Below are 20,987 nucleotides of genomic sequence, written 5' to 3'. Positions count from 1 at the left end.
ATGCTTCGCTAGCGGCGTTCCGCAACAGTACTGTGAAGCTTGTGTCGCCTTGCGAGAATTCGGCAGGATCGTTTCCGCAGGCCGCTCGCGGGACGTCGCGCGAGACCTTCCCGAGACTCGGCAGGCTCGCTTGGGACGTCGATTCGGTCGGTTGCACGTGGCTTGCAGGCGTCTCGCAGGCGGCTTTCGCGCCGATGGTGGAACCGAGGTGCAAGCGGCATGGATGGACGTGCGAGCAAGGTCGGTTCGGCAGCGCATTGGCGCACGCAGGAGATGTTCCTGATCCAGGAGGTCATGAACCTGATCGGCAAGGGCCTGCGCCTCGATCAGGTCGCCCGGGAGATGCTGCATCTGTTGTCCGAGATCGTCGGGCTGAACCGGGGACGCATCGTCCTGCAGGACCCGAGCGGCGACGGCTTCCGAATCGCCTACTCCTACGGCCTGACCCGTGAGGAGGCCGCCCGCGGCCGCTACGCGCCGGGTGAAGGCATCACCGGGCGCGTCATCCAGGATGGGCACCTGATCATCGTCCAGGACATCGACAAGGACCCGACCTTCCTCGGGCGTGCTGTCGCGCGGGCCCAGCTTCCCCGCGGTGCGGTGTCGTTCCTGGCGCTCCCGATCCGGGTCGATCACCGCACGGTCGGGGCCATCGCCTGTCATCGAATCAGGCACCGGGAGCGGGCGCTGTCGGACGATCTCACGATCCTGCGCATCATCGCGACCATGGTCAGCCAGTTGCTGACGCTGAGCGAACGGGTGGAGCGGAAGACGCGCGCGCTCGAGGAGCACAACGACATGCTGGCGCGCGAACTGCGCATCAGGCGGGCGCGCTACGGCATCATCGGCACGTCACCCGCGCTGCTGCGCGCGCTCGTCCAGGTCGAGAAGGTCGCGAACGCGACCGCAAGCGTGCTGCTGCTCGGCGAGTCGGGAACCGGCAAGGAACTCTTCGCCCGCGCGCTCCACCTCGCCAGCCCGCGGCGCGACCGGCCCTTCATCAAGGTGAATTGCGCGGCGATCCCCGATACCCTGTTCGAGTCCGAGTTGTTCGGGCACGAGCGCGGTGCCTTCACCGGGGCCGTCGATGCGCGGGCCGGCTGGTTCGAGCAGGCGAGCGGCGGCACGATCTTCCTCGATGAGATCGGCGAGTTGCCGGCGATCCTCCAGACCAAGCTGCTGCGGACCTTGCAGGAAGGGACCGTGGTGCGCCTCGGTGGCAAGCGCGAGATCCGCGTCGACATGCGCCTCGTCGCCGCGACGAACCGCGATCTCGCCAACGAGGTCTGTCACGGCCGTTTCCGCGAAGATCTGTTCTATCGCCTCAACGTCGTGCCGATCACGCTGCCGCCGCTGTCGGAGCGCCGCAGCGACATCCCCGATCTGGTGCTCCACTTCCTCACTCAGGCGAACCAGAACAACCAGCGCAACGTCAACCTGACCCAGGCGGCCGTGGCGCATCTCGCCCGGCAGTCCTGGCCCGGCAACATCCGCCAGCTCGCCAACTTCATCGAACGGCTCGTGCTTCTCGCCGGCGAGGGCATCCTCGACGTCGAGGACCTGCGGCCGATGCTCGAAGGCGCCGTCGTCACCGCGCCAACACTGCGTGCACCGGGGCAACCGCCGTTTCCCTCGCTCGACAGAGAGGCTGCCTTCCGTGCCATGGGCACCGTGCGCCCTTATCTGCCGGCCGACTCGCACGATCACGAGGCGCTGCGAATGGCCTTGACCCAGGCGGGGGGCAACAAGACGCGGGCGGCCCAGCGCCTCGGCCTGACCGAGCGCCAGTTCTCCTACCGCTGGCGCAAGCTTCAAGTGACCTCGTGAACCGCTTCGGCGAAAACCGACAATGTCGACAAAGTGTCGACATTTACCCACATGTCGCGGACTGAGCGCGCCAGATGATCCGGAATAACCTGCTGATTATGATCGGTTTCTAGAAATAATCGTCGAAATCCTGCTGCTGGCATCCGCCTTGCGCAACGCCCTTCGAGCCGGCCCCGACCACAGCGGGGGCCGGACCGGAAAAGGAGTTGCCGATGAGTGCGAGCGCCGCCCCCACAACCGTCACCACGTATCTGCGCCCGATTGATCGCGACGGACTGATGCAGTTCGCCGAAAAGGGCCGCTGCAATCCCGGCTCGCGCGGGACCAACCGGGTTCATACCGTCGTCGAGGGACAATATCGCACCCTGAGTTACGTCGGCGACCACGCGCCGGTCGTGGTGGACGAACCCTTCCATCTGTTCGGCGAGAACACGGCGCCGGCACCCGGTGAGATCGTGCTGTCAGCCCTCGGCGGCTGCCTGGCGGTCGGAATCACCGCCGTCGCGACCTGGAAGCAGGTGCGCCTCTCCCGCCTCGAACTCCATCTCGAGGGCGATATCGGCAACCCGGCCGCCTGGGGCGCCGGCGGCGCCGAGAAGCTGCCGGAAGAGATGGGCTTCCAAGAGATCCGGGTGGCCGTGACCATCGAGGGCGACGCGAGCCGCGAGGAGCTCGACGAGATCGTGCGCCACGCGAACCGCTACTCGCCGGTGGCCAACTCCATGCGCAACCCGATCCCCTTCACGATCGGCCTGGCCGGCTGAGCCGCGGCCCGAGCCACTCGGCGGGACCGATCGGGTCCCGCCCCATCCCTGCTCTGTGGAGACTGCACCATGCCGAGCGCACTCGCTCTCCGGCCGGCTCACGCCGCGGCTTGTTCCGTGGCGCAGCTGCCCCTGACCCGGCCGGATGCGCCCGATTGGACGGACGCCGCGGTTCTCGGCGGCACGACCGCCATCGCCGACGGCGCGCTGAAGGCCGCGGCGGCGGCGATCGACCGTGGGACCTACCCGCTCGATATCATGGCTCGGCTCGGCGCCGCGGGCGGGCTCGGCGTCCACCTCGACCGGCACGGCGCCCGCTTCGGACTGTCAGTCGCCGCAATGCAGGCGGCGAGCCGGGCCTGCGGCGCCACCGGTTTCCTGATGTGGTGTCACGACGTCTGCGGCCTCTACCTCGAGCAGTCGGGCAACCCGGCGCTTTCCGGCAGCGTTCTCGACGACCACGCGGTCGGCCGCACCTTCGGCGGCACCGCTTTGTCCAACCCGATGAAGGCCTTCGCCGGGATCGAGCCGATCCTTCTGCGTGCGCGCCGCGTGCCCGGCGGCTACCGGGTGAGCGGCATGCTGCCCTGGGTCAGCCATATCGGGCCGGGCCAATATTGCGGCGCCATCGCCGGGGTGACCGGCGCGGGCGACGCGATCAGCCACGAGATCATGTTCCTCCTGGCCTGCGACCGCGCCGAATTGAGGCCCTGCCCGCATTTCTCCGGCATGGAAGGAACGAGCACCTGGGGTGTGCGGCTCGACGATGTGTTCGTCGGCCAGGATAACCTCATCGCCGATCCGGCCCGGCCCTTCATCGGCCGTATCCGCGCTGCCTTCATCCTGCTCCAGTGCGGCATGGGTCTCGGCGTCGCCGACGGCAGCCTCGACGACATGCTGGCGGTCGAGGAGACCCTCGGCCACGTCAACGAGTACCTCGACGACCGTCCCGAGACGATCGCTGCCGAACTCGCCGAGCTGCGCGCCCGCGTGATGCGGCTTGCCGAAACGCCCTATGACGGCGCCACCGACTACCTGATCGACGTCCTCGACGCCCGCGCCCAAGCCTCCGAACTCGCGCTGCGCGCCTCGCAATCGGCTCTGCTGCACCAGGGCGCGCGGGGTTACCTGATGTCGGCGGCCCCCCAGCGCCGCACCCGCGAGGCGCATTTCGTCGCCATCGTCACGCCGGCGATCAAGCACCTGCGCCGGGAGATGGCGCGGCTCTCGCAGGAGATTCTGCCGACCGGCAGCGTCGGGGGAGGCCGGGCATGAGCCTCCTCGAACCGACCGACGGTCTCGGTCCCTGGAAGCAGTTCCTCTGCCGGGCCTGCGGACTGATCTACGACGAGGGTGAGGGCGACCCCGACAGCGGCCTGCCGCCCGGCACCCGCTTTGCCGACATCCCCGAGGATTGGGCCTGCCCGATCTGCGGCGTCACGAAATCGGATTTCGAGCCCTACCAGCGCAGAGCGACGGTCGCCCCGATATCGAGGCCTGTGGCACTGCAGCGGCGGGCGGGTGTGGTGATCGTCGGCGCCGGCCTCAGCGGGTGGAGCGTGGCCGAGGCGATCCGGGCGGAGGATCAGCACGTTCCGATCACGCTGGTGACGGCCTGCGACGGCAGCCTCTACCACAAGCCGGAACTCTCGGTTGCCCTCGGGCGCGGCCTGTCGCCGGACGCGCTGCGCCGCGAGGCCGGCGCGACGGCGGCAGCCCGCCTCGGCGTGCGCCTGATCGCCGACACGGTCGCGGTCGGCCTCTCGCCGGACCGGCGCAGCCTGCGTACGACGCGTGGCACGCTCCAATACACCCGTCTCGTCCTCGCCCACGGCGCACGGCCGGCGCTGCCGGCCAGCCTCGATCCGGCCCTGTGCTGGCGCGTGAACGATCTCGCCGCTTGGTCCGGGCTCCATGCCGAGCTGGTACAGGGTCCGCGCGCGGTCGCGGTCATCGGCGCCGGGATGGTCGGCTGCGAACTGGCCGAGGATCTGGCGCGGGCGGGCCACGCCGTCACGCTCCTCGGCGCCGGTGCGCTGCCGTTATCGGAACTGCTGCCGGAATTGGCCGCCCGGCGCCTGCTGGCGGGTCTCCAGCGAGTCGGAGTCCGTTACCGGGGCAACAGCCTCGTGCGCGGCCTGAGCGGCGGAGCCGACGGCAATATCGTGGTCGCCCTCGCCGACGGGACGAGCCTTGCCGCCGCGACCGTCGTCGCCGCGACCGGCCTCGCCGCGCCTTCGCGCCTCGTGCGGTCCGCCGGTCTCGCCTTCGACCACGGCATCGCCGTCGATCCGACGACGCTGCGGACGAGCGGTCCGGACATCTTCGCCCTGGGCGATTGCATCAGCATCGCGGGGCGGCCGTGCCGCTTCATCGAGCCCATCGCCCGGCAGGCCGCCGTCATCGCGAATGGAATTCTGGGCCGCCCGCATCCGGGCTACGCACATGCCGCTCCCGTCATCCGCCTGAAGACCCGTTCGGCGCCGATCGCGCTGCACGGTGCGCCCGTCGCCAGCGCGCCGTGGCACGTCGTCGAGGAAAGCGAGCAACGGCTCGCGATGGAGCAGCGGCACGACGGCACCGTCACCGCTTGGCTTGCGGCCTGAGGGAGGACACGATGACGGATGCGATCCGCGCCACCGATCCGGCCCTGACTCGAGCGAAGGATCAGGTCACGGCGAGCCGCTCGGGCGCCGCCTTGTGCCCGGCCGTCCGAGGCTTCTTCGACGAGCCGACGAACACCGCGACCTTCGTCGTCTACGATCCCGTGAGCCGGGAGGCCGCGGTGATCGACAGCGTGCTCGATTTCGACCCGGCGGCGGGAGCCTTGTCCTACGCGGCGGCCGACCGGGTGATCGACTACGTCCGCGAGGAGAAGCTGACGGTCACGTGGGTCCTCGAGACCCACGTCCATGCCGATCACCTCTCCGCTGCCCCTTACCTACAGGCGCAGCTCGGCGGCCGCCTCGCCATCGGACGCGGCATCCTTCGGGTGCAGGAAGAATTCGGCAAGCTCTTCAACGCGGGGACCGAGTTCGCCCGCACCGGCGCCGAATTCGACCGGCTGTTCGACGATGGCGACCGCTTCGCGATCGGAGGGGTCGAGGCGGTGGTGCTGCACGTGCCGGGCCATACCTCGGCCGATCTCGCCTACGTCATCGGCGACGCCGCCTTCGTTGGCGATACCCTTTTCATGCCGGATTACGGCACGGCGCGCGCCGATTTTCCCGGCGGCGACGCCCGCCAGCTGTTCCGCTCGATCCGGCGCCTGCTCGCGCTTCCGGACGCGACGCGCCTGTTCCTCTGTCACGATTACAAGGCGCCGGGCCGGGACCGCTTCGTCTACGAGACCACCGTCGCCGCCCAGCGCAGCGCAAACGTCCATGTCCGTGACGGGACGGCGGAGGACGATTTCGTGGCGATGCGCGAGGCCCGCGACCGCAGCCTGAAGGCACCACGGCTCATCATGCCCGCGATCCAGGTGAACATGCGCGGGGGCCGCCTGCCGGAGCCGGAAGAGAACGGAACGCGCTACCTCAAGATCCCGCTGACGACGGGCCGGGCGTGAATCGATGCTGGAGCCGGTTCAATACGCTCTCGGCGCAGCCTCCGGCTCGGTCGTCGGGCTGATCCTCGGACTGGCCGGCGGGGGCGGCTCGATCCTCGCCGTCCCGATGCTGATCCATGTCGTCGGCCTTCGGAACGTTCACGTCGCGGTCGGAACGGGCGCCTTCGCGGTCGCCGCCTGCTCGCTGGTCAACCTCATCGGCCACCTGAGAATGGCGCGGGTCCCCTGGCACGCCGCCGGCTGGTTCGGCATCGCCGGCATCCTCGCCGCCCTTCTCGGTGCCGATCTCGGCAAACAACTCGATGGAAGCCGGCTGCAATTCCTGTTCGCGCTGGTCATGCTTGCCGCCGCGGGCCTGATGATCAGGCGCCGTTTCGTGCCGCTCGCTCCGAGGCAGAGCGCGACGGGCGGCCGCGTGCCCAAGCTCGTGGGCTACGGCGGCGCGACGGGATTGATGTCGGGCTTTTTCGGCATCGGCGGCGGGTTCCTCGTGGTGCCCGGGCTCGTGGCTGCGACGGGCATGCCGCTGATCAGCGCCATCGGCTGCTCCCTCGTCGTCATCACCGCCTTCGGCCTCACGACGGGTTTGAGCTACGCCCTGTCCCAGCTCGTGGACTGGGCTCTCGTCCTGGCCTTCGTGGTCGGCGGTGCGGCCGGCGGTCTTGCCGGGCTTCGGCTGCGCTCGGTCTGTGCCGCTCGCAAGGGTCTGCTCGAAGCCGTCCTGGCCACGCTCATCGCGGGGGCAGGCCTCGCGATGCTGTTCCGCTGAGTCGAAGCCTGCCGACAATGTCGACATTTGATCGACAAAGTCGCGCTCGCGTTTCCGGCCGCACCGATCCTGTTCGACGCAAATCTCTGATCTGACTGAGAAAACATTTTAGCTCAGATCTTGGCGCGACTGTTGCTGAGAACCTGGGGCTAGCCCTGCCGGAGATCGCGATGGCCCTGTTCGACAATCCCTTTGACGCCCGGCGCCGTCTCGCCCGCGGCGGCTGCTCCTGCGGCGCGCACGAGACCCAGGCCGCGCATGAGGCGGCCCTGCCGGCGGGAGACGCTGCGATCGAGCGCGCGGTCGAGGCAACGATGATGCGCGCGCTGTTTCCGAATGGGGCCGAGCGCCGCGCCTTCCTCCGCAGCGTCGGTCTGGCGACCGCGGCGGCGGCCGTCAGTCAGTTTCTGCCGACGAAGTTCGTGGCCGAGGCCTTCGCGGAGGCGGGCAAGCCCGAGAAGACCGATCTCAAGGTCGGCTTCATCCCGATCACCTGCGCCACGCCGATCATCATGGCCAAGCCCATGGGCTTCTACGAGAAGCAGGGCCTCAACGTCGACGTGGTGAAGACCGCCGGCTGGGCGGTGGTGCGCGACAAGACGCTGAACAAGGAATACGACGCCGCCCACATGCTGGCGCCGATGCCGCTCGCCATCACGATGGGGCTCGGGTCGAACCCGGTGCCCTTCGCTGTACCGGCAATCGAAAACGTCAACGGACAGGCAATCTGCCTCGCGAATAAGCACAAGGACAATCGCGACCCGAAGAACTGGAAGGGTTTCAAGCTCGCGATCCCGTTCGATTACTCGAACCACAACTACCTGCTGCGCTACTACCTTGCCGAGCACGGCATCGACCCCGATACCGATGTGCAGTTGCGCTCGGTGCCGCCGCCCGAAATGGTCGCCAACCTGAGGGCCGACAACATCGACGGCTTTCTCGCGCCCGACAACGTCGTCCAGCGCGCGGTCTACGACGGTGTCGGCTTCATCCACGTCCTGTCGAAGGAGATCTGGGACGGGCATCCCTGCTGCTCCTTCTCGGTGGCGCAGGACACGATCCGCGAGATGCCGAATGCGACGGCCGCGCTGCTGCGCGCCATCCTTCAGGCCACGGCCTATGCCTCCAAGACGGAGAACCGCAAGGAGATCGCCGCGGCGATCGCGCCCGCGAACTACCTCAACCAGCCGCTCACGGTGGTGGAGCAGGTTCTCACCGGCACCTATGCCGACGGGCTCGGCAGCGTGAAGAAGGACCCGAAGCGCGTCGCCTTCGATCCCTTCCCCTACGAGAGCTTCGCGATCTGGACGCTGACGCAGATGAAGCGCTGGGGCCAGATCAAGGGCGACGTCGACTACGCGGCGGTCGCGAAACAGGTCTACCGCGCCACCGATGCCGCCCGGTTGATGAAGCAGGACGGGCTCACGCCGCCGGAGTCCACGACCAAGACCTTCGTTGTCATGGGCAAGACCTTCGATCCAGCCAAGCCCGAGGAGTACCTCGAATCCTTCAAGATCAAGCGCGCGAGCTGAGCCATGCAACGCACCCTCTCGCTTCGCGCCGGCATCCTCTCCCTGGCGCTGCTGGCGCTCATCCTGCTCGGCTGGCAGATCGCCGTGAGCGGCTCGGCCCGGACCGAGGCCATGGACCCGGAATACGCCGCCCTGATGGGGCAGACCGCCACGACCGGGAAGTCGGCCATGCCCGGCCCCCTCGATGTGGGAGCCACGATCTGGAAGCACCTCAAGGACCCGTTCTACGACCGCGGACCCAACGACAAGGGTATCGGCGTCCAGCTCGCCTACTCGATCGGCCGCGTGGCGCTGGGCTACGGCCTCGCGGTGCTGGTGGCAATCCCGGTCGGCTTCCTCATCGGCATGTCGCCGCTGATGAGTCGGGCGCTCGATCCGTACATCCAGATCCTGAAACCGGTCTCGCCGCTCGCCTGGATGCCGCTTGCTCTCTACACGATCAAGGATTCGAGCCTGTCGGCGATCTTCGTGATCTTCATCTGCTCGGTCTGGCCGATGCTGATCAACACGGTCTTCGGCGTCGCCGGCACGCGCAGGGAATGGCTCAACGTCGCCCGCACCCTGGAGGTGGGCCCGGTCCGCCGCGCCTTCACGGTGATCCTGCCGGCCGCCGCGCCGACGATCCTCACGGGCATGCGCATCTCGATCGGCATCGCGTGGCTCGTCATCGTCGCCGCCGAGATGTTGGTCGGCGGCACCGGCATCGGCTACTTCGTCTGGAACGAGTGGAACAACCTCTCGATCACCAACGTGATCACGTCGATCCTGGTGATCGGCCTCGTCGGCATGGTCCTCGACCAGCTTCTGGCGCGCGCGCAGCGCCTCGTCACCTTCCCCGAATGAGGTCCGGCGCGATGAGCAAGCTCCTTCCGTTCACGCGGCGAGCCGGCCGCTCCGCTCCCGCGACCGCCGAGGCCGGGACCAGCCGCATGTCGACATCGGACAAGTTCATCTCCATCGAGGGCATCGCTCGCCGTTATCCGGCACCGGGCGGGGCGACGACGATCTTCGAGAACCTGTGGCTGCCGATGCGCCGCGGCGAGTTCGTCTGCATGATCGGTCATTCCGGTTGCGGCAAGACGACGGTGCTCAACATCCTCGCCGGACTCGATGCCCCTTCCGAGGGCGTCGTCATCGTCGACGGGCAGGCCATCACCGGCACGAGCCTCGACCGGGCCGTCATCTTCCAGGGCCACGCCCTGCTGCCCTGGCGCAGCGTGCTCGGCAACGTCGCCTACGCGGTCTCCTCGCGCTGGCGGAAGGCGGGGCGCACCGAGATCGAGGCGCGCGCCCGGAAGGCGATCGCCACCGTGGGGCTGGCCGGCTCCGAGCACAAGCGCCCCTCCGAACTGTCGGGCGGCATGAAGCAGCGCGTCGGCATCGCCCGGGCGCTGGCCATCGAGCCGAAGATTTTGCTCATGGACGAGCCGTTCTCGGCCCTCGACGCGCTCACCCGCGGCACGCTGCAGGACGAGGTGCGCCGGATCTGCGTCGAGACCGGCCAGACCGTGTTCATGATCACGCACGACGTCGACGAGGCGATCTATCTCGCCGACCGCATCGTGCTGATGACGAACGGGCCGGAGGCGAAGGTCGCCGAGATCGTCGAGAATCCGCTGCCGAAGGCCCGCGACCGCACGCAGCTCCACCACGCGCCCGGCTACTACGCCCTTCGCAACCACCTGATCGACTTCCTGGTGACCCGGTCCCGAACCCTGCGGGACGCGATGCCGGAGGGCTACGACCCGCGCCATCCGCCGAGGGTCAGACCTTCCCTGAGCGAGGCGGACGCGGCGGCCATCGCCGCTGAGCCACCGGCGAAGCGGGCCTGATTCCCACTACCCCTGCCGGCTCGCCACCCGGAGGGCGGCCCGGTGACGCGCGCCTCCGCGGGGGATCGAGCGGGCTGGCGGGTCGCGCTCGCAGCGTTGCCGCTGTAAGGTCCCGCCCCACTCCGTCGAGGCGGGAGGATAAATGTTCGGTTCCGGCGCGCGGTCGCCTGGAGCAGCAGACCTGACTGCGTGCGACAGAGAACCCATCCATCTGCTCGGCACGCTCCAGCCGCACGGCTTCCTGCTCGTTCTGGAGGAGCCGGACCTGCGGATCGTTCAGGCGAGTGCGAACGTCCCGGATCTCCCCGGCTGCCCGGCGGCCGGCATTCGTGGGACGTCCCTCCTTACGGCGTTCCCGCAGGCCGCTGCGGCCCTGGCGCCCTACCTGTCGGAGGGCCAAGCGACAGAGGGCGCCGCCTACTTGACCACCCTGGCGATGGAGGGTTCGGAGGAGGCCGTTTCCTACGATCTCGCCGTGCACCGGGTCGGTGACCTCATCGTTCTCGAGTTCGAGGCGGTCGCGAGCGAGGCCGCCTCCACCCAGAGCCTCGACGCGCTCTATCCGCGCCTGAACGCGTTCGTGGAAGGCCTCCACGCAGCGGGATCCGTGGCCGATCTCTGCGCCCTGCTCGCGTCGGATATCCGGCACATTACCGGCTTCGATCGCGCCCTGGTCTACCGCTTCGACCGCGATTGGCACGGTACGGTCGTGGCCGAGGACGGCAACGGCGTGCTGCCGTCCTATCTCGACCTTCGCTTTCCCGCCTCCGACATCCCTGCCCAGGCGCGAGAGCTCTATCGGCGCAACCGCCTGCGCATCATTCCCGATGCCGGCTACCAGCCCGTGCCGATCATCCCATCGCATAGGCCGTCGACCGGAGCCGCCCTCGATCTCAGCCAAGCGGTCCTGCGCTCGGTCTCACCGGTCCATGTCGAGTACATGCGCAACATGGGCACCATGGCGTCGATGTCCGTATCGATCCTGGTGGACGGCGCGCTCTGGGGCCTGATCTCCTGTCACAACAAGGCACCGCACCGTGTGCCGCTCCAGGCCCGCAACGCCTGCGACTTCCTCACACGCATCTTCGCTCTGCAACTCGCCGCGAGGGAGCGGGGCGCTCTGGCCGAGCAGCGCATCCGGCTCGGCACGATCCAGGCGCGCCTTCTCGCCTACATGGCCGAGGAGGAGCAGTTCATCGACGGCCTCCTCAACCATCCCGAGGACGTGCTGGCGCTCGTCGACGCTGCGGGCGCCGCCGTGGTGACCGCCGAGAGTTGCCGCCTGCTCGGTGAGACGCCAGCTGCCAGCGACGTTCGCAGGATTCACGAATGGGTGTCGAGCCGGCCGATCCATGAGGGCGTCTTCGTCACCGACAGCCTCGGCGAAGACTACCCTCCGGCCCGAGAATTCGCTGATCGTGCAAGCGGCCTGCTCGCCATCTCGATCTCACAGAAATACGCCAGCTACGTCCTTTGGTTCAGGCCGGAAGTGGTGCAGACCGTGAGCTGGGGCGGCAATCCGAGCAAGCCGGCCACCACGGATCCCGACGGCGGACCGGACCGGCTGCATCCGCGCAAGTCCTTCGACACCTGGAAGGAGACCGTACAGGGGCGCTCGCTGCCCTGGGCCGGTCCCGAGATCGACGCCGCCAAGGACCTGCGATCGGCCGTGCTCGGCATCGTGCTGCGTCGAGCCGAGGAGCTCGCGGCCCTGAGCGAGGAGCTGCAGCGCTCGAACAAGGAGCTGGAGGCTTTCTCCTACTCGGTCAGCCACGACCTTCGGGCTCCGTTCCGCCACATCGTGGGCTACTCGGAGCTGCTGCGCACGCGCGAGGGCGCGAACCTCAGCGAAACGGGGCGTCGCTACGTCGACACCATCGCGGACGCGGCGCTGTCGGCCGGGAAACTCGTCGACAACCTCCTCAACTTCTCGCAGATGGGGCGGAACTCGCTCAATCGCGTCTCCGGCGACATGAACCAGCTCGTCGAGGAAGTTCGCCGCAGGATCTTGCGTGACGTGCCGCCGGGCCGCGCCATCCGCTGGCAGGTCGGCTCCCTCGGCCGCGTCTATGCCGACCCGGTGATGCTGCGCCTCGTCATCGAAAACCTGCTCTCGAACGCCGTGAAGTATACCCGCGACAGGCCCGAGGCGCTGATCGAGATCGGCCGCGACGACGATCGCGACGGCGAGGCGGTGTTCTACGTGCGCGACAACGGCGTCGGGTTCGACATGGCTTATGTCGGCAAGCTGTTCGGTGTCTTCCAGCGCTTGCACCGCGTCGAGGATTTCGAGGGCACCGGCATCGGGCTCGCCAATGTTCGCCGCATCGTCGAGCGGCACGGCGGACGAACCTGGGCCGAAGGCAGTCTCGGCCGGGGCGCGACCTTCCACTTCACGCTGCCCTTGCGCGAGGGGGCGCGCTGACATGGCCGACCTGAAGCCGATCCTGCTCGTCGAGGACAACCCGAACGACATCGAACTCACTCTCGCCGCGCTGGAACAGAGTCAGCTCGCCAACGAGATCGTGATCTGCCGCGACGGCGCCGAGGCCTTGGACTACCTGCACCGGCGCGGCATCTACGACCGACCGGACGTGCAGGACCCGGCCGTGGTGCTGCTCGATCTCAAATTGCCCAAGGTCGATGGTCTGGAGGTGCTCGGCGCAGTGAAGGGCGATCCACGGACCCGGGCGATCCCCGTCGTCATGCTGACCTCCTCACGGGAGGAGAGCGATCTCGTCCGATCCTACGAACTCGGCGTCAACGCATTCGTGGTGAAGCCGGTCGGCTTCAAGGAATTTTTCGACGCCATCCAGGACCTCGGCGTATTCTGGGCCGTCCTGAATGAACCGCCACCGCATCGGGGAGGCTGGCCATCGAACACCTGAAGGACGGTGCGGCACGCGGGGCGGAGGTGCCCCTGCAGATCCTGCTGCTCGAAGACAGCGACCTGGACTCGGAGCTTCTCACCTTCGTTCTCGACGGCGCGGGTCTGACCTACCGCCTGGACCGCACCATGACCCGCGAGGCCTTCACGGCCGCGGCGGTCGAGCGGCGTCATGACCTGATCCTCGCCGATTACGTCCTTCCGACCTTCGACGGCCTCAACGCGCTGGCCATCGCCCGCCAGCACTGCCCCGAAACCCCGTTCGTGTTCGTTTCCGGGACCCTCGGCGAGGACATCGCGGTCGAGGCCCTGAAGAATGGTGCGACGGACTACGTCACCAAGCAGCGTCTCGACAGATTGCCGACGGTGATCGTCCGCGCCCTGGCGGAGGCACGGGCCCATTCCGAGCGACGCGCCGCCGAGCAGGCCCTTCACGCGCTCAACGAGACGCTGGAGACGCGGGTCGCCGAACGCACGCGGGAACTCGCCGAGGCGAATGCCGCGCTGCGGCGACAGATCGTCGAGCGCGAGCGCGTGGAGGAGGCCCTGCGGCAGGCTCAGCGCCTGGAGGCCGTCGGGCAACTGACCAGCGGCGTCGCCCATGACTTCAACAATCTTCTCACCGTCATCGCCGGCAACATCGAGTTCCTGGGGCGGGCGGTCTCCGACGACCGCTCGCGGCACCGGCTTGAGATGATGCGCGGCGCGGCCGAGCGGGGAGCCCGTCTGACCGCCCAATTGCTGGCCTTTTCCCGGCGGCAGCGCCTCGATCCGGTTCCCGTTCGGCTGAACGAGACCGCCGCGTCCATGCGCGACCTACTCCAGAGCTCCATCGGCGGTGCGGTGCGCATCGAGATGACGCTGCAGCCGGACCTGTGGCCCGCACTGGTCGACGCCACGCAGATCGAATTGATCATCCTCAATCTGGCCATCAACGCCCGCGACGCCATGGCCGTCGGCGGCTGCCTGACCATCGAGACTGCCAATGTTCGTCTCGGCGGCGCCCCGACGCGCCCCGAGGAGCCGCCTCCGGGCGAGTACGCCATGGTGGCCGTCAGCGATACGGGGTCCGGCATTCCGCCGGACGTGCTTCAGCGCGTCTTCGAGCCGTTCTTCACGACGAAGGAAGTCGGAAAAGGCTCCGGCTTGGGCCTCGCCCAGGTTTACGGCTTCGCCAAGCAGTCGGGAGGCGGAGTACGGATCGAGACGAAAGCAGGGGAGGGCACCACGGTTCGCGTGTACCTTCCGCGCGTCGCCGCCGGCGAGGGTGTCGAGGCCGCCGAGCTGACGGAGATCGATTGTGCGACGGTCCGCAATCCGGGCGACAAACCGTTGCTCCTCGTCGTCGACGACGACGGCGCCGTCCGGGAGATTACGCTCACCAAGCTGACCGAGGCTGGCTACGTCACTCGGGAAGCGAGTTCGGGGCTGGCCGCTATCCATGTCCTCGAGCAGGATCCCTGCTTCGACCTTGTCGTGGTGGATTTCGCGATGCCCGGCATGAACGGCGTCGATGTCGCCGCCGAGATTCGGCGGAGATGGCCGACCGTCCCCGTGATCTTCGTGACCGGATATGCCGATCAGACCGCGCTGACCCGCGGCGGCATCGGCGAGGATCGGATCGTCCAGAAGCCCTTCCTCGACGGCGAACTGGAACGCAAGGTTGCCGCGGCCCTTCCTGCACAGCGCGCGCCGGGCCTGAAGCTCGTGTCGAGCCGGTAACGCCCGCCTCTACCGGGACCGGTCACTCCGTAGCGTTCCGCAAAGCCGTTCGGCCGATTTTCCGAGATAGACTACCCCGTCATCAGGGCACGAAGCCGCGCGGGAGCGCCCCGGCGGGCGAAGCGAATCCCCCTGACAGAAGATGGGTGAGACGCCATCCACTGCAGCCGGGTCCTGGCCCTCGCGCGCCTCAAGCACGTATTCGAAGCCGCCGCTCGTCGAGAGCCCGACGATGGGCGGAAGGTTGAAGGGCCGCACCGTCGCCTGGCCGATTTGGGCGGCATCCGCATCGGCGCGCGCGATCAGGGCTTGTGCGGATTCCGCCGCGCTCCGGCGGTCGGCGAACGGTTTGAGCTGCGCCACCAGGAAGGCGGCGTTCGGCTCCGCCGCCCCGTCCAACAGCGAGAAACCGACGATCGACAGCACTTGGTTGATCCCGGGCATGTCCTTCAGGAGCCCCTCGACCTCGGTCGCGACCGCGCTCGTGCGGGCCACCGAGGCGCCGTCGGGCAGTTGGATCGAGACGAAGAAGGCGCCCTGATCCTCCTCCGGGAGGAAGCCGACCGGCGTGACCCGCGAGAGACCGAAGATGCCGCCCGCGAACAGCAGAACCAGCATGAGCGAGAGCGCGGAGACGCGGACGAGGCGGCGGACGCCTGCGGCATAGCGGTCCCGCACCCAGTCGATCCCCCCGAGCACCCGGCCCATGATGCCGCGCCGCGCGCCCGTCGGACGCAGGAATACCCCGCAGAGCGCGGGCGATAGGGTCAGCGCGTTGATCGCCGAGATCACCATCGCGGCGCTGATCGTCACGGCGAACTGGCGAAACAGCGTTCCCGACACGCCCGGGATGAAGGCGATCGGGACGAAGTCGGAGATTATAGTCGATAAAGCTCAGCCTTTTTCTTGATGGCAATCAATAAAAACCCTGCTTGTCTTCGCCTGAAACTGTCAAAATCCAGCTGCCGATCACGTCGACTTCAGCAGCCAACGGAGCGGGAGGGCGATGGCTGTCAGGGTCGCGACACTCATCGCCCAGAGGAGAACGAACCAGCCGACCCGGCTGAACTGGCCGATCATCCGTGCTCGCCGGACACCCATCAATGATACCCGGATTCCGGCGTGACCTTCCCGCGGAACAGCCAGTAGACGTAGGCCGTGTAGCCGAGCACCATAGGCACGAGGACCGCGGCACCGGCCAGAAGAAAGGCCTGGCTGCTCGGATGCGTGGCCGCCGCCCAGATCGTGATGTCCGGAGGCACGATCGTCGGCCAAAGGCTGATTCCGAGCCCGATATAGGAGAGTAGGAAGAAGCCGAGCGCGCAGAGGAAGGGCATGATCTCCTCCCGCCGCTCCAGCGCGCGCTGGAAGCGCAGCGCGAGAAGTCCGACGAGCACGGGCACCGGCGCCCCGATGAGGATGCCGGGGAAGGAGAGCCAGCGCTCCCGGAAGGGGACGCTGAGGACGAGCATGATGGCCGAGATGATCGCGATCAAAAATAGGGTCGCGAAGCCGAGCGGACGGGCGAGGCGGTAAGCGCGGATCTGCAACTCGCCCCCGGTCTTCCAGATGAGCCAGCATGCTCCCAGAAGCCCGTAGCCCACGACCAGCGCCACGCCGGTCAGAACGGAGAAAGGGGTGAGCCAGTCCCACCAGCCGCCCGCATAGGCCCGGCCGTCGACGCGGATGCCCTGCACGAGGGCGCCGAGCGCGATGCCCTGGCAGAAGGCCGCGACGTAGCTGCCCCAGGAGAAAGCCCGATCCCACCACAGCTGGCCCCGCGCGGTCGCCATGCGGAAGCGCATCTCGAAGGCGACGCCGCGGAAGACGAGGGCGAGCAGCATCAGGATCAACGGCATGTAGAGCGCCGGCAGGATCGTCACGTAGGCCAGCGGGAAGACCGCGAAGAGCCCGCCGCCGCCGAGGATCAGCCAGGTTTCGTTGCCATCCCACACGGGCGCAACGGAGTTCACCATCACGTCGCGGTCGGCCTTGTCGGTCACGGCCGGGAACAGGATGCCGATGCCGAGATCGAACCCGTCCATCGCGACGTAGAGGAACACGGCGGTGGCGATCAGGACGGCCCAGATCAAGGTCAGGTCGAGAGACATGGACATCGCCTCCTTCACTCGGCCGGCTGAGCGTTGGCGCCGGCCGCGAGCGCCGGGGCCGGCGTGATGCCGGCGGTGCGCACCGGCTGGCCGGTGGGCAGACCCGCCTCGTGCGGTCGCGGCGGCTGATTGAAGAGGTGCAGAAGGAACCAGATGCCGGCCCCGAACACGACGAAGTAGACCACCGCGAAGGCGGCGAGCGAGGCCGCGACGGCGGGGGCGGCGATCGGTGAGACGCTGTCGGCGGTGCGCAGCAGCCCGTACACCGTGAAGGGCTGACGGCCGGATTCCGTGACGATCCAGCCCGCCGTGACGGCGATGAGCCCGGAGGGCCCCATCGCGACCGCGCCGCGATGCAGCCAGCGCGAGGTGTAGAGCCGTCCTTTCCAGCGCAGATAGAGCGAGGTCATGCCCAGCCCGATCATCAGGAAGCCGATCCCGACCATGACCCGGAAGGCCCAGAACACCAGAGGCAGGTTGGTCGGCCAGGTGTCGCGCGGCATCGCCTTCAGCCCGCGCACCTCGGCGTTCAGGTCATGGGCGAGATACAGACTCGCGAGCCCCGGAATGCCGATCGCCCAACGGGTCGTCTCGGCCTGCGCGTCCGGCCAGCCGAACAGGATCGAGGGCGCCCGCCGCTCGCTGTCGAAATGGCCCTCCATCGCCGCGACCTTGGCCGGCTGATGGTGGTAGGTATTGGTGCCGTGCAGGTCGCCGAGGACGAGTTGTACGGGGGCGACGATCGCCGCCATCCACATCGCCATCGAGAACATCAGGCGCGCGCGCGGGTTCGACCGGTCGCGCAGGAGATGCCACGCCCCCACCGCGCCGACGATCATCGCGGTGGTCAGGTAGGCGGCGGTGACGGTGTGGGCAAAGCGGAAGGGGAAGGATGGGTTGAACACCACGGCCCACCAATCCTGGGGCGCGAAATGGCCGTTGGCGTCGAGCACGTAGCCCGTCGGCGTCTGCATCCACGAATTGGCCGACAGGATCCAGAAGGCCGAGATCAGCGTGCCCACCGCCACGAGGCAGGTCGCGAGGAAGTGGAGGCGCGGGCCGACGCGCTCCAGGCCGAACAGCATGACCCCGAGAAAACCCGCCTCCAAGAAGAAGGCCGTCAGAACCTCGTATCCGAGAAGGGGGCCCAGAACCGGGGCGGTCTTGTCGGAGAAGACCGACCAGTTGGTGCCGAACTGGTAGCTCATGACGAGGCCGGAGACGACGCCCATGGCGAAGGCAACGGCGAAGATCTTGAGCCAGTAACGGTAGGCATCGAGATAGACCGCCCGGCCCGTGCTGAGCCAGAACACTTCCAGCACTGCAAGAAAGCTGGCCAGACCGATGGTGAAAGCCGGGAACAGGAAGTGCCAAACGACTGTGAAGGCGAATTGGCTTCGAGCCAGATCGAGGGCACTGGGGAGGTAGTCGGCCAACATCTCTGACACCCGATTTGCGGGATTGATGGAATATATTAGTGATAAGTCACATTATATTCTTCGCGACGGTCAGCTTGATCCAGATTTTTTACGCAATTACCTCGGCCGTTCCAGCGAGATTCGCTGGCGTTAAAATGGCAATTGCCGGACGTAATCTTCATTTCTTATGCCGCGTCTGCGCATCGCTGTTTCGAATAGTAGTCCACGGCACTCGACTGAATGAGACGAACCCGGCGGGATCGTCGCACCTCCTGACCGTCTCGTTTGAAGGCACCCTTGACGAATCCCTCAGCAAGAAAGCCCATCACGTTGAAGCTCACATTGATCTCGATCAGACGGGATCGTTGCGGCGCCGGGAGCAGGTGCCTGACTGTGCACCCCGGCCTTCCGTTGTCTCGAAGCGAGAGACCGTCGGTCAGAGGACGGGCGATGGAAAAAGAGCCGCTTCAGGCCGAAGTGCAGTTCATCGGCATCCTGAACGAGTAGCGGGCTGGGCTGCCGGTCGCTGAGATCTGCCGCCGTCGCGGCATCAGCGTCGCGACGTTCGACAGGGCACGCTCGCGCCATGGCGGCATGGAAGCTCGGATGGCCCTGCACTCGCGCAGCAGGCCGGAGCCATCCTTCTCGGCGGCCAGATCCCTGCTCCTGAGGCATTGCGTTCCGTTCGCACTGCCGCTCGACGGTGCCGACACGAAGCAACGTTGCTCCGCCGGGACCCCCCTGCGGAACTCGTCCCTGCCCAACCCATCACGGATGAGATACGGCGCAAGCGCCGCGGCCCGTTCAGACCAGCCGTTGGCACGGCTGGAGGCGGCTTAAGTCATAGCTTCAATGCGGAAATTCCGGCCGAGCGGAGCTTCGGAATAGAATGGCGCGCCAGCTCGAATATAAATGCGAACACGTATGTACTTGAGATTGTGAGGTGAATCGCACTCGCCAGATAGCCACTCGCCCGCTACGACCGCGTCAGAGGTGGCGCGCAGGCGCGGACTGCATGCCACCTGCCGCCAAGTTCGGCCGAGAGTCCCGGCGTCAGCGCGAGGACGAAAGACTTGTTCGTGGCATAGACGGCGTTGAAGCGCTCCGGGGCGAAAGCGACGTTGACGACGGCTGCGTTCGAAACGACGTCGTCTGATGCCCACCGCCGGGAGACACCAACAATGAACGGCCAGACCGAGGGATAGATGACCCGCCTCAAGCTCATGAAGCGGCAGATGTACGGTCGGGCCAAGCTCAATCTGCTTCCTGCGCCGCCGATCGGTGCCAGGTGAGGCAACTGCATCCAGAGTGCGCTAGACCCAATTCTGGACGCCAGTCTGTGCTCAACATTCCACGCTGTTTGACATACAAATAGCGATTCAAATATAATTTCGAACATGAAAGGCTAATCCGAGCAGTTAAAACCAAACTGTTCTGTTTTTCAAGGTCTGCCGCGACGAAATCCTGGTTTTGAAAACATCCGTCTGTACTTGGCTGCGTCAGTGAGGTGCTTGGCTACCATGGCCTCGCTGATAATTAGCATGCCACCTTCATCTCCAAGCAAATATTGGCCCATCGGGAGCGACCAATAACAATGTTGTCGCATCCCCTTATCGAAGGCGTCGGCCAATGGTTCTTCTAGAATCAAGGCGTCAGCCTTTGGCCATAAGGTGACACCCGCAGGTGTGAATACAACGTCCTCGCGTCGGAGCGTGAGGACCCGAGACAGTGGCAGTGCGTAGAGCCTTGCAATAAGTACAGCGATGAGCGCTCGAGCCTCGCGGCTGCTGGCTGGATACTCCAAGCGCTTGCGCCATGTGGTCGCGTCGCGCTGCCATTTTTTATTGGCGGCCAGTTCTGCACGGCTCGGCATTGGCAAGGCGAGGATTGGACCGCCCTGTGCCGCGATAAAGCAGAGAAACTCCTGAAGCGCGTCACGATGCTCCGGGCCTTTGTGGAGCGTGCGCTTAAGGTGTAGCTGACTGAGCTTGGCAAGCGGGGCATCACCGAGTTCGGCGAGGAGATCGACAGCTGCCGTTATCGCCGTCCTTTCGGTGACTGACATACGGACCCGGTCCGCGAAGTCGTTGCGGTATCGATTCAGCAGTGACCGATGTGGGCCCTCCCCATACGCTACAAGGACCTGCATGACCCGGTCCTCCTCAATCTGGTTCATGATCCTGGCGCGATCTAACCTAACTGCACCAACCTCTGCCATGTACGTGATCATGGGAGAGACGCGTTGCAGGCCCCCTGCACCGAGCGCCGCGTAGAGTGCATCGGTCGTCAGGTCATCGGGATGCGGGACCGTAAGCGCGATCTGCCGGCATGCGGCTGCGGCTCGTGCGATACGACCTGTAGCAACCGTTGCCTTAAGTTCGTCGGCCGCTTCCGTGCCGTACTCGGTGAACAGCTTGGCCAACCACTTGTGTGGGATCGTGGCGGCTTCCCTGGCGATCAACCGCTTGAAGTGGTGTTCCTTGCTGCAAGGGAAACAGGGGCCTGGGGCGCTTCCAGATACGACGGCTTGGCAGATCGGGCAGATGTGGGTGGTCCC

At 66.9% G+C, this 20,987-nt stretch carries 16 protein-coding genes and 2 pseudogenes; 13 read left to right on the top strand and 5 right to left on the bottom strand.

Going from position 1 to position 20,987, the window contains the following annotated elements:
* The first annotated feature begins 219 nt into the window (after positions 1-219).
* The 12 genes from MPPM_RS01050 (at position 220) to MPPM_RS00995 (ending at position 14,901) form a co-directional block, all read left to right on the top strand.
* The gene (locus MPPM_RS01050; RefSeq protein WP_096483089.1) at positions 220-1,827 is read left to right on the top strand and encodes a sigma 54-interacting transcriptional regulator; all 1,608 of its coding nucleotides are present in this window, start codon (positions 220-222) and stop codon (positions 1,825-1,827) included.
* A gap of 212 nt (positions 1,828-2,039) precedes the next feature.
* Positions 2,040-2,591, top strand: coding sequence for an OsmC family protein (locus MPPM_RS01045; protein WP_096483087.1), 552 nt, complete (start codon positions 2,040-2,042; stop codon positions 2,589-2,591).
* 69 nt (positions 2,592-2,660) lie between these two features.
* Positions 2,661-3,866, top strand: coding sequence for an acyl-CoA dehydrogenase family protein (locus MPPM_RS01040; RefSeq protein WP_096483085.1), 1,206 nt, complete (start codon positions 2,661-2,663; stop codon positions 3,864-3,866).
* Complete coding sequence (locus MPPM_RS01035; protein ID WP_096483083.1) at positions 3,863-5,197, top strand: FAD-dependent oxidoreductase; 1,335 nt, start codon at positions 3,863-3,865, stop codon at positions 5,195-5,197. Before MPPM_RS01040 ends, MPPM_RS01035 begins: the two co-directional genes overlap by 4 nt.
* A gap of 11 nt (positions 5,198-5,208) precedes the next feature.
* Positions 5,209-6,159 carry an MBL fold metallo-hydrolase gene (locus MPPM_RS01030; protein ID WP_096483081.1) on the top strand — a complete coding sequence of 317 codons (951 nt, stop codon included), beginning with the start codon at positions 5,209-5,211 and terminating at the stop codon, positions 6,157-6,159.
* A 4-nt stretch (positions 6,160-6,163) separates the two neighbouring features.
* The gene (locus MPPM_RS01025; protein ID WP_096483079.1) at positions 6,164-6,928 is read left to right on the top strand and encodes a sulfite exporter TauE/SafE family protein; all 765 of its coding nucleotides are present in this window, start codon (positions 6,164-6,166) and stop codon (positions 6,926-6,928) included.
* 170 nt (positions 6,929-7,098) lie between these two features.
* Positions 7,099-8,460, top strand: a complete 1,362-nt coding sequence (locus MPPM_RS01020; RefSeq protein WP_096483076.1) for a CmpA/NrtA family ABC transporter substrate-binding protein — start codon at positions 7,099-7,101, stop codon at positions 8,458-8,460.
* Positions 8,461-8,463: 3 nt separating this feature from the next.
* Positions 8,464-9,303: a nitrate ABC transporter permease gene (ntrB, locus tag MPPM_RS01015; RefSeq protein ID WP_096483074.1), complete on the top strand. Its 840-nt coding sequence runs from the start codon at positions 8,464-8,466 to the stop codon at positions 9,301-9,303.
* A gap of 11 nt (positions 9,304-9,314) precedes the next feature.
* The gene (locus MPPM_RS01010) at positions 9,315-10,292 is read left to right on the top strand and encodes an ABC transporter ATP-binding protein (protein WP_157914068.1); all 978 of its coding nucleotides are present in this window, start codon (positions 9,315-9,317) and stop codon (positions 10,290-10,292) included.
* A 142-nt stretch (positions 10,293-10,434) separates the two neighbouring features.
* Complete coding sequence (locus tag MPPM_RS01005) at positions 10,435-12,717, top strand: ATP-binding protein (RefSeq protein WP_096483072.1); 2,283 nt, start codon at positions 10,435-10,437, stop codon at positions 12,715-12,717.
* A 1-nt stretch (position 12,718) separates the two neighbouring features.
* Entirely contained in the window at positions 12,719-13,180 is a 462-nt protein-coding gene (locus tag MPPM_RS01000; RefSeq protein ID WP_096483069.1) for a response regulator, read from the top strand.
* Between the two features lie 26 nt (positions 13,181-13,206).
* A complete protein-coding gene (locus MPPM_RS00995; protein ID WP_096483067.1) occupies positions 13,207-14,901 on the top strand; it encodes a response regulator in 1,695 nt (564 codons plus the stop codon).
* 150 nt (positions 14,902-15,051) lie between these two features.
* Here MPPM_RS00995 and MPPM_RS00990 read toward each other — a convergent pair.
* From MPPM_RS00990 to MPPM_RS00975, 4 genes and pseudogenes are all read right to left on the bottom strand, one after another.
* Positions 15,052-15,783, bottom strand: a pseudogene (locus tag MPPM_RS00990) (efflux RND transporter permease subunit); the annotation flags it as partial.
* Positions 15,784-15,870: 87 nt separating this feature from the next.
* Entirely contained in the window at positions 15,871-16,002 is a 132-nt protein-coding gene (locus tag MPPM_RS00985; RefSeq protein WP_173807859.1) for a DUF2474 family protein, read from the bottom strand.
* Positions 16,002-17,012: a cytochrome d ubiquinol oxidase subunit II gene (cydB, locus tag MPPM_RS00980; RefSeq protein ID WP_096487651.1), complete on the bottom strand. Its 1,011-nt coding sequence runs from the start codon at positions 17,010-17,012 to the stop codon at positions 16,002-16,004. Before cydB ends, MPPM_RS00985 begins: the two co-directional genes overlap by 1 nt.
* Before the next feature lie 14 nt (positions 17,013-17,026).
* A complete protein-coding gene (locus MPPM_RS00975) occupies positions 17,027-18,451 on the bottom strand; it encodes a cytochrome ubiquinol oxidase subunit I (protein WP_096483065.1) in 1,425 nt (474 codons plus the stop codon).
* Between the two features lie 433 nt (positions 18,452-18,884).
* On the opposite strand from MPPM_RS00975, the pseudogene MPPM_RS29320 reads away from it, so the two are divergent.
* A pseudogene (locus tag MPPM_RS29320) lies at positions 18,885-19,066 on the top strand (transposase); the annotation flags it as partial.
* An 805-nt stretch (positions 19,067-19,871) separates the two neighbouring features.
* Here MPPM_RS29320 and MPPM_RS27710 read toward each other — a convergent pair.
* Positions 19,872-20,852 carry a hypothetical protein gene (locus MPPM_RS27710; RefSeq protein WP_157914067.1) on the bottom strand — a complete coding sequence of 327 codons (981 nt, stop codon included), beginning with the start codon at positions 20,850-20,852 and terminating at the stop codon, positions 19,872-19,874.
* Between the last annotated feature and the right edge of the window lie 135 nt (positions 20,853-20,987).

Source organism: Methylorubrum populi (assembly GCF_002355515.1).
Taxonomy (GTDB): Bacteria; Pseudomonadota; Alphaproteobacteria; order Rhizobiales; family Beijerinckiaceae; genus Methylobacterium; species Methylobacterium populi_A.
Note: the sequence above shows the minus strand (reverse complement) of the source record. Positions and strands in the feature narration are given on the sequence as shown.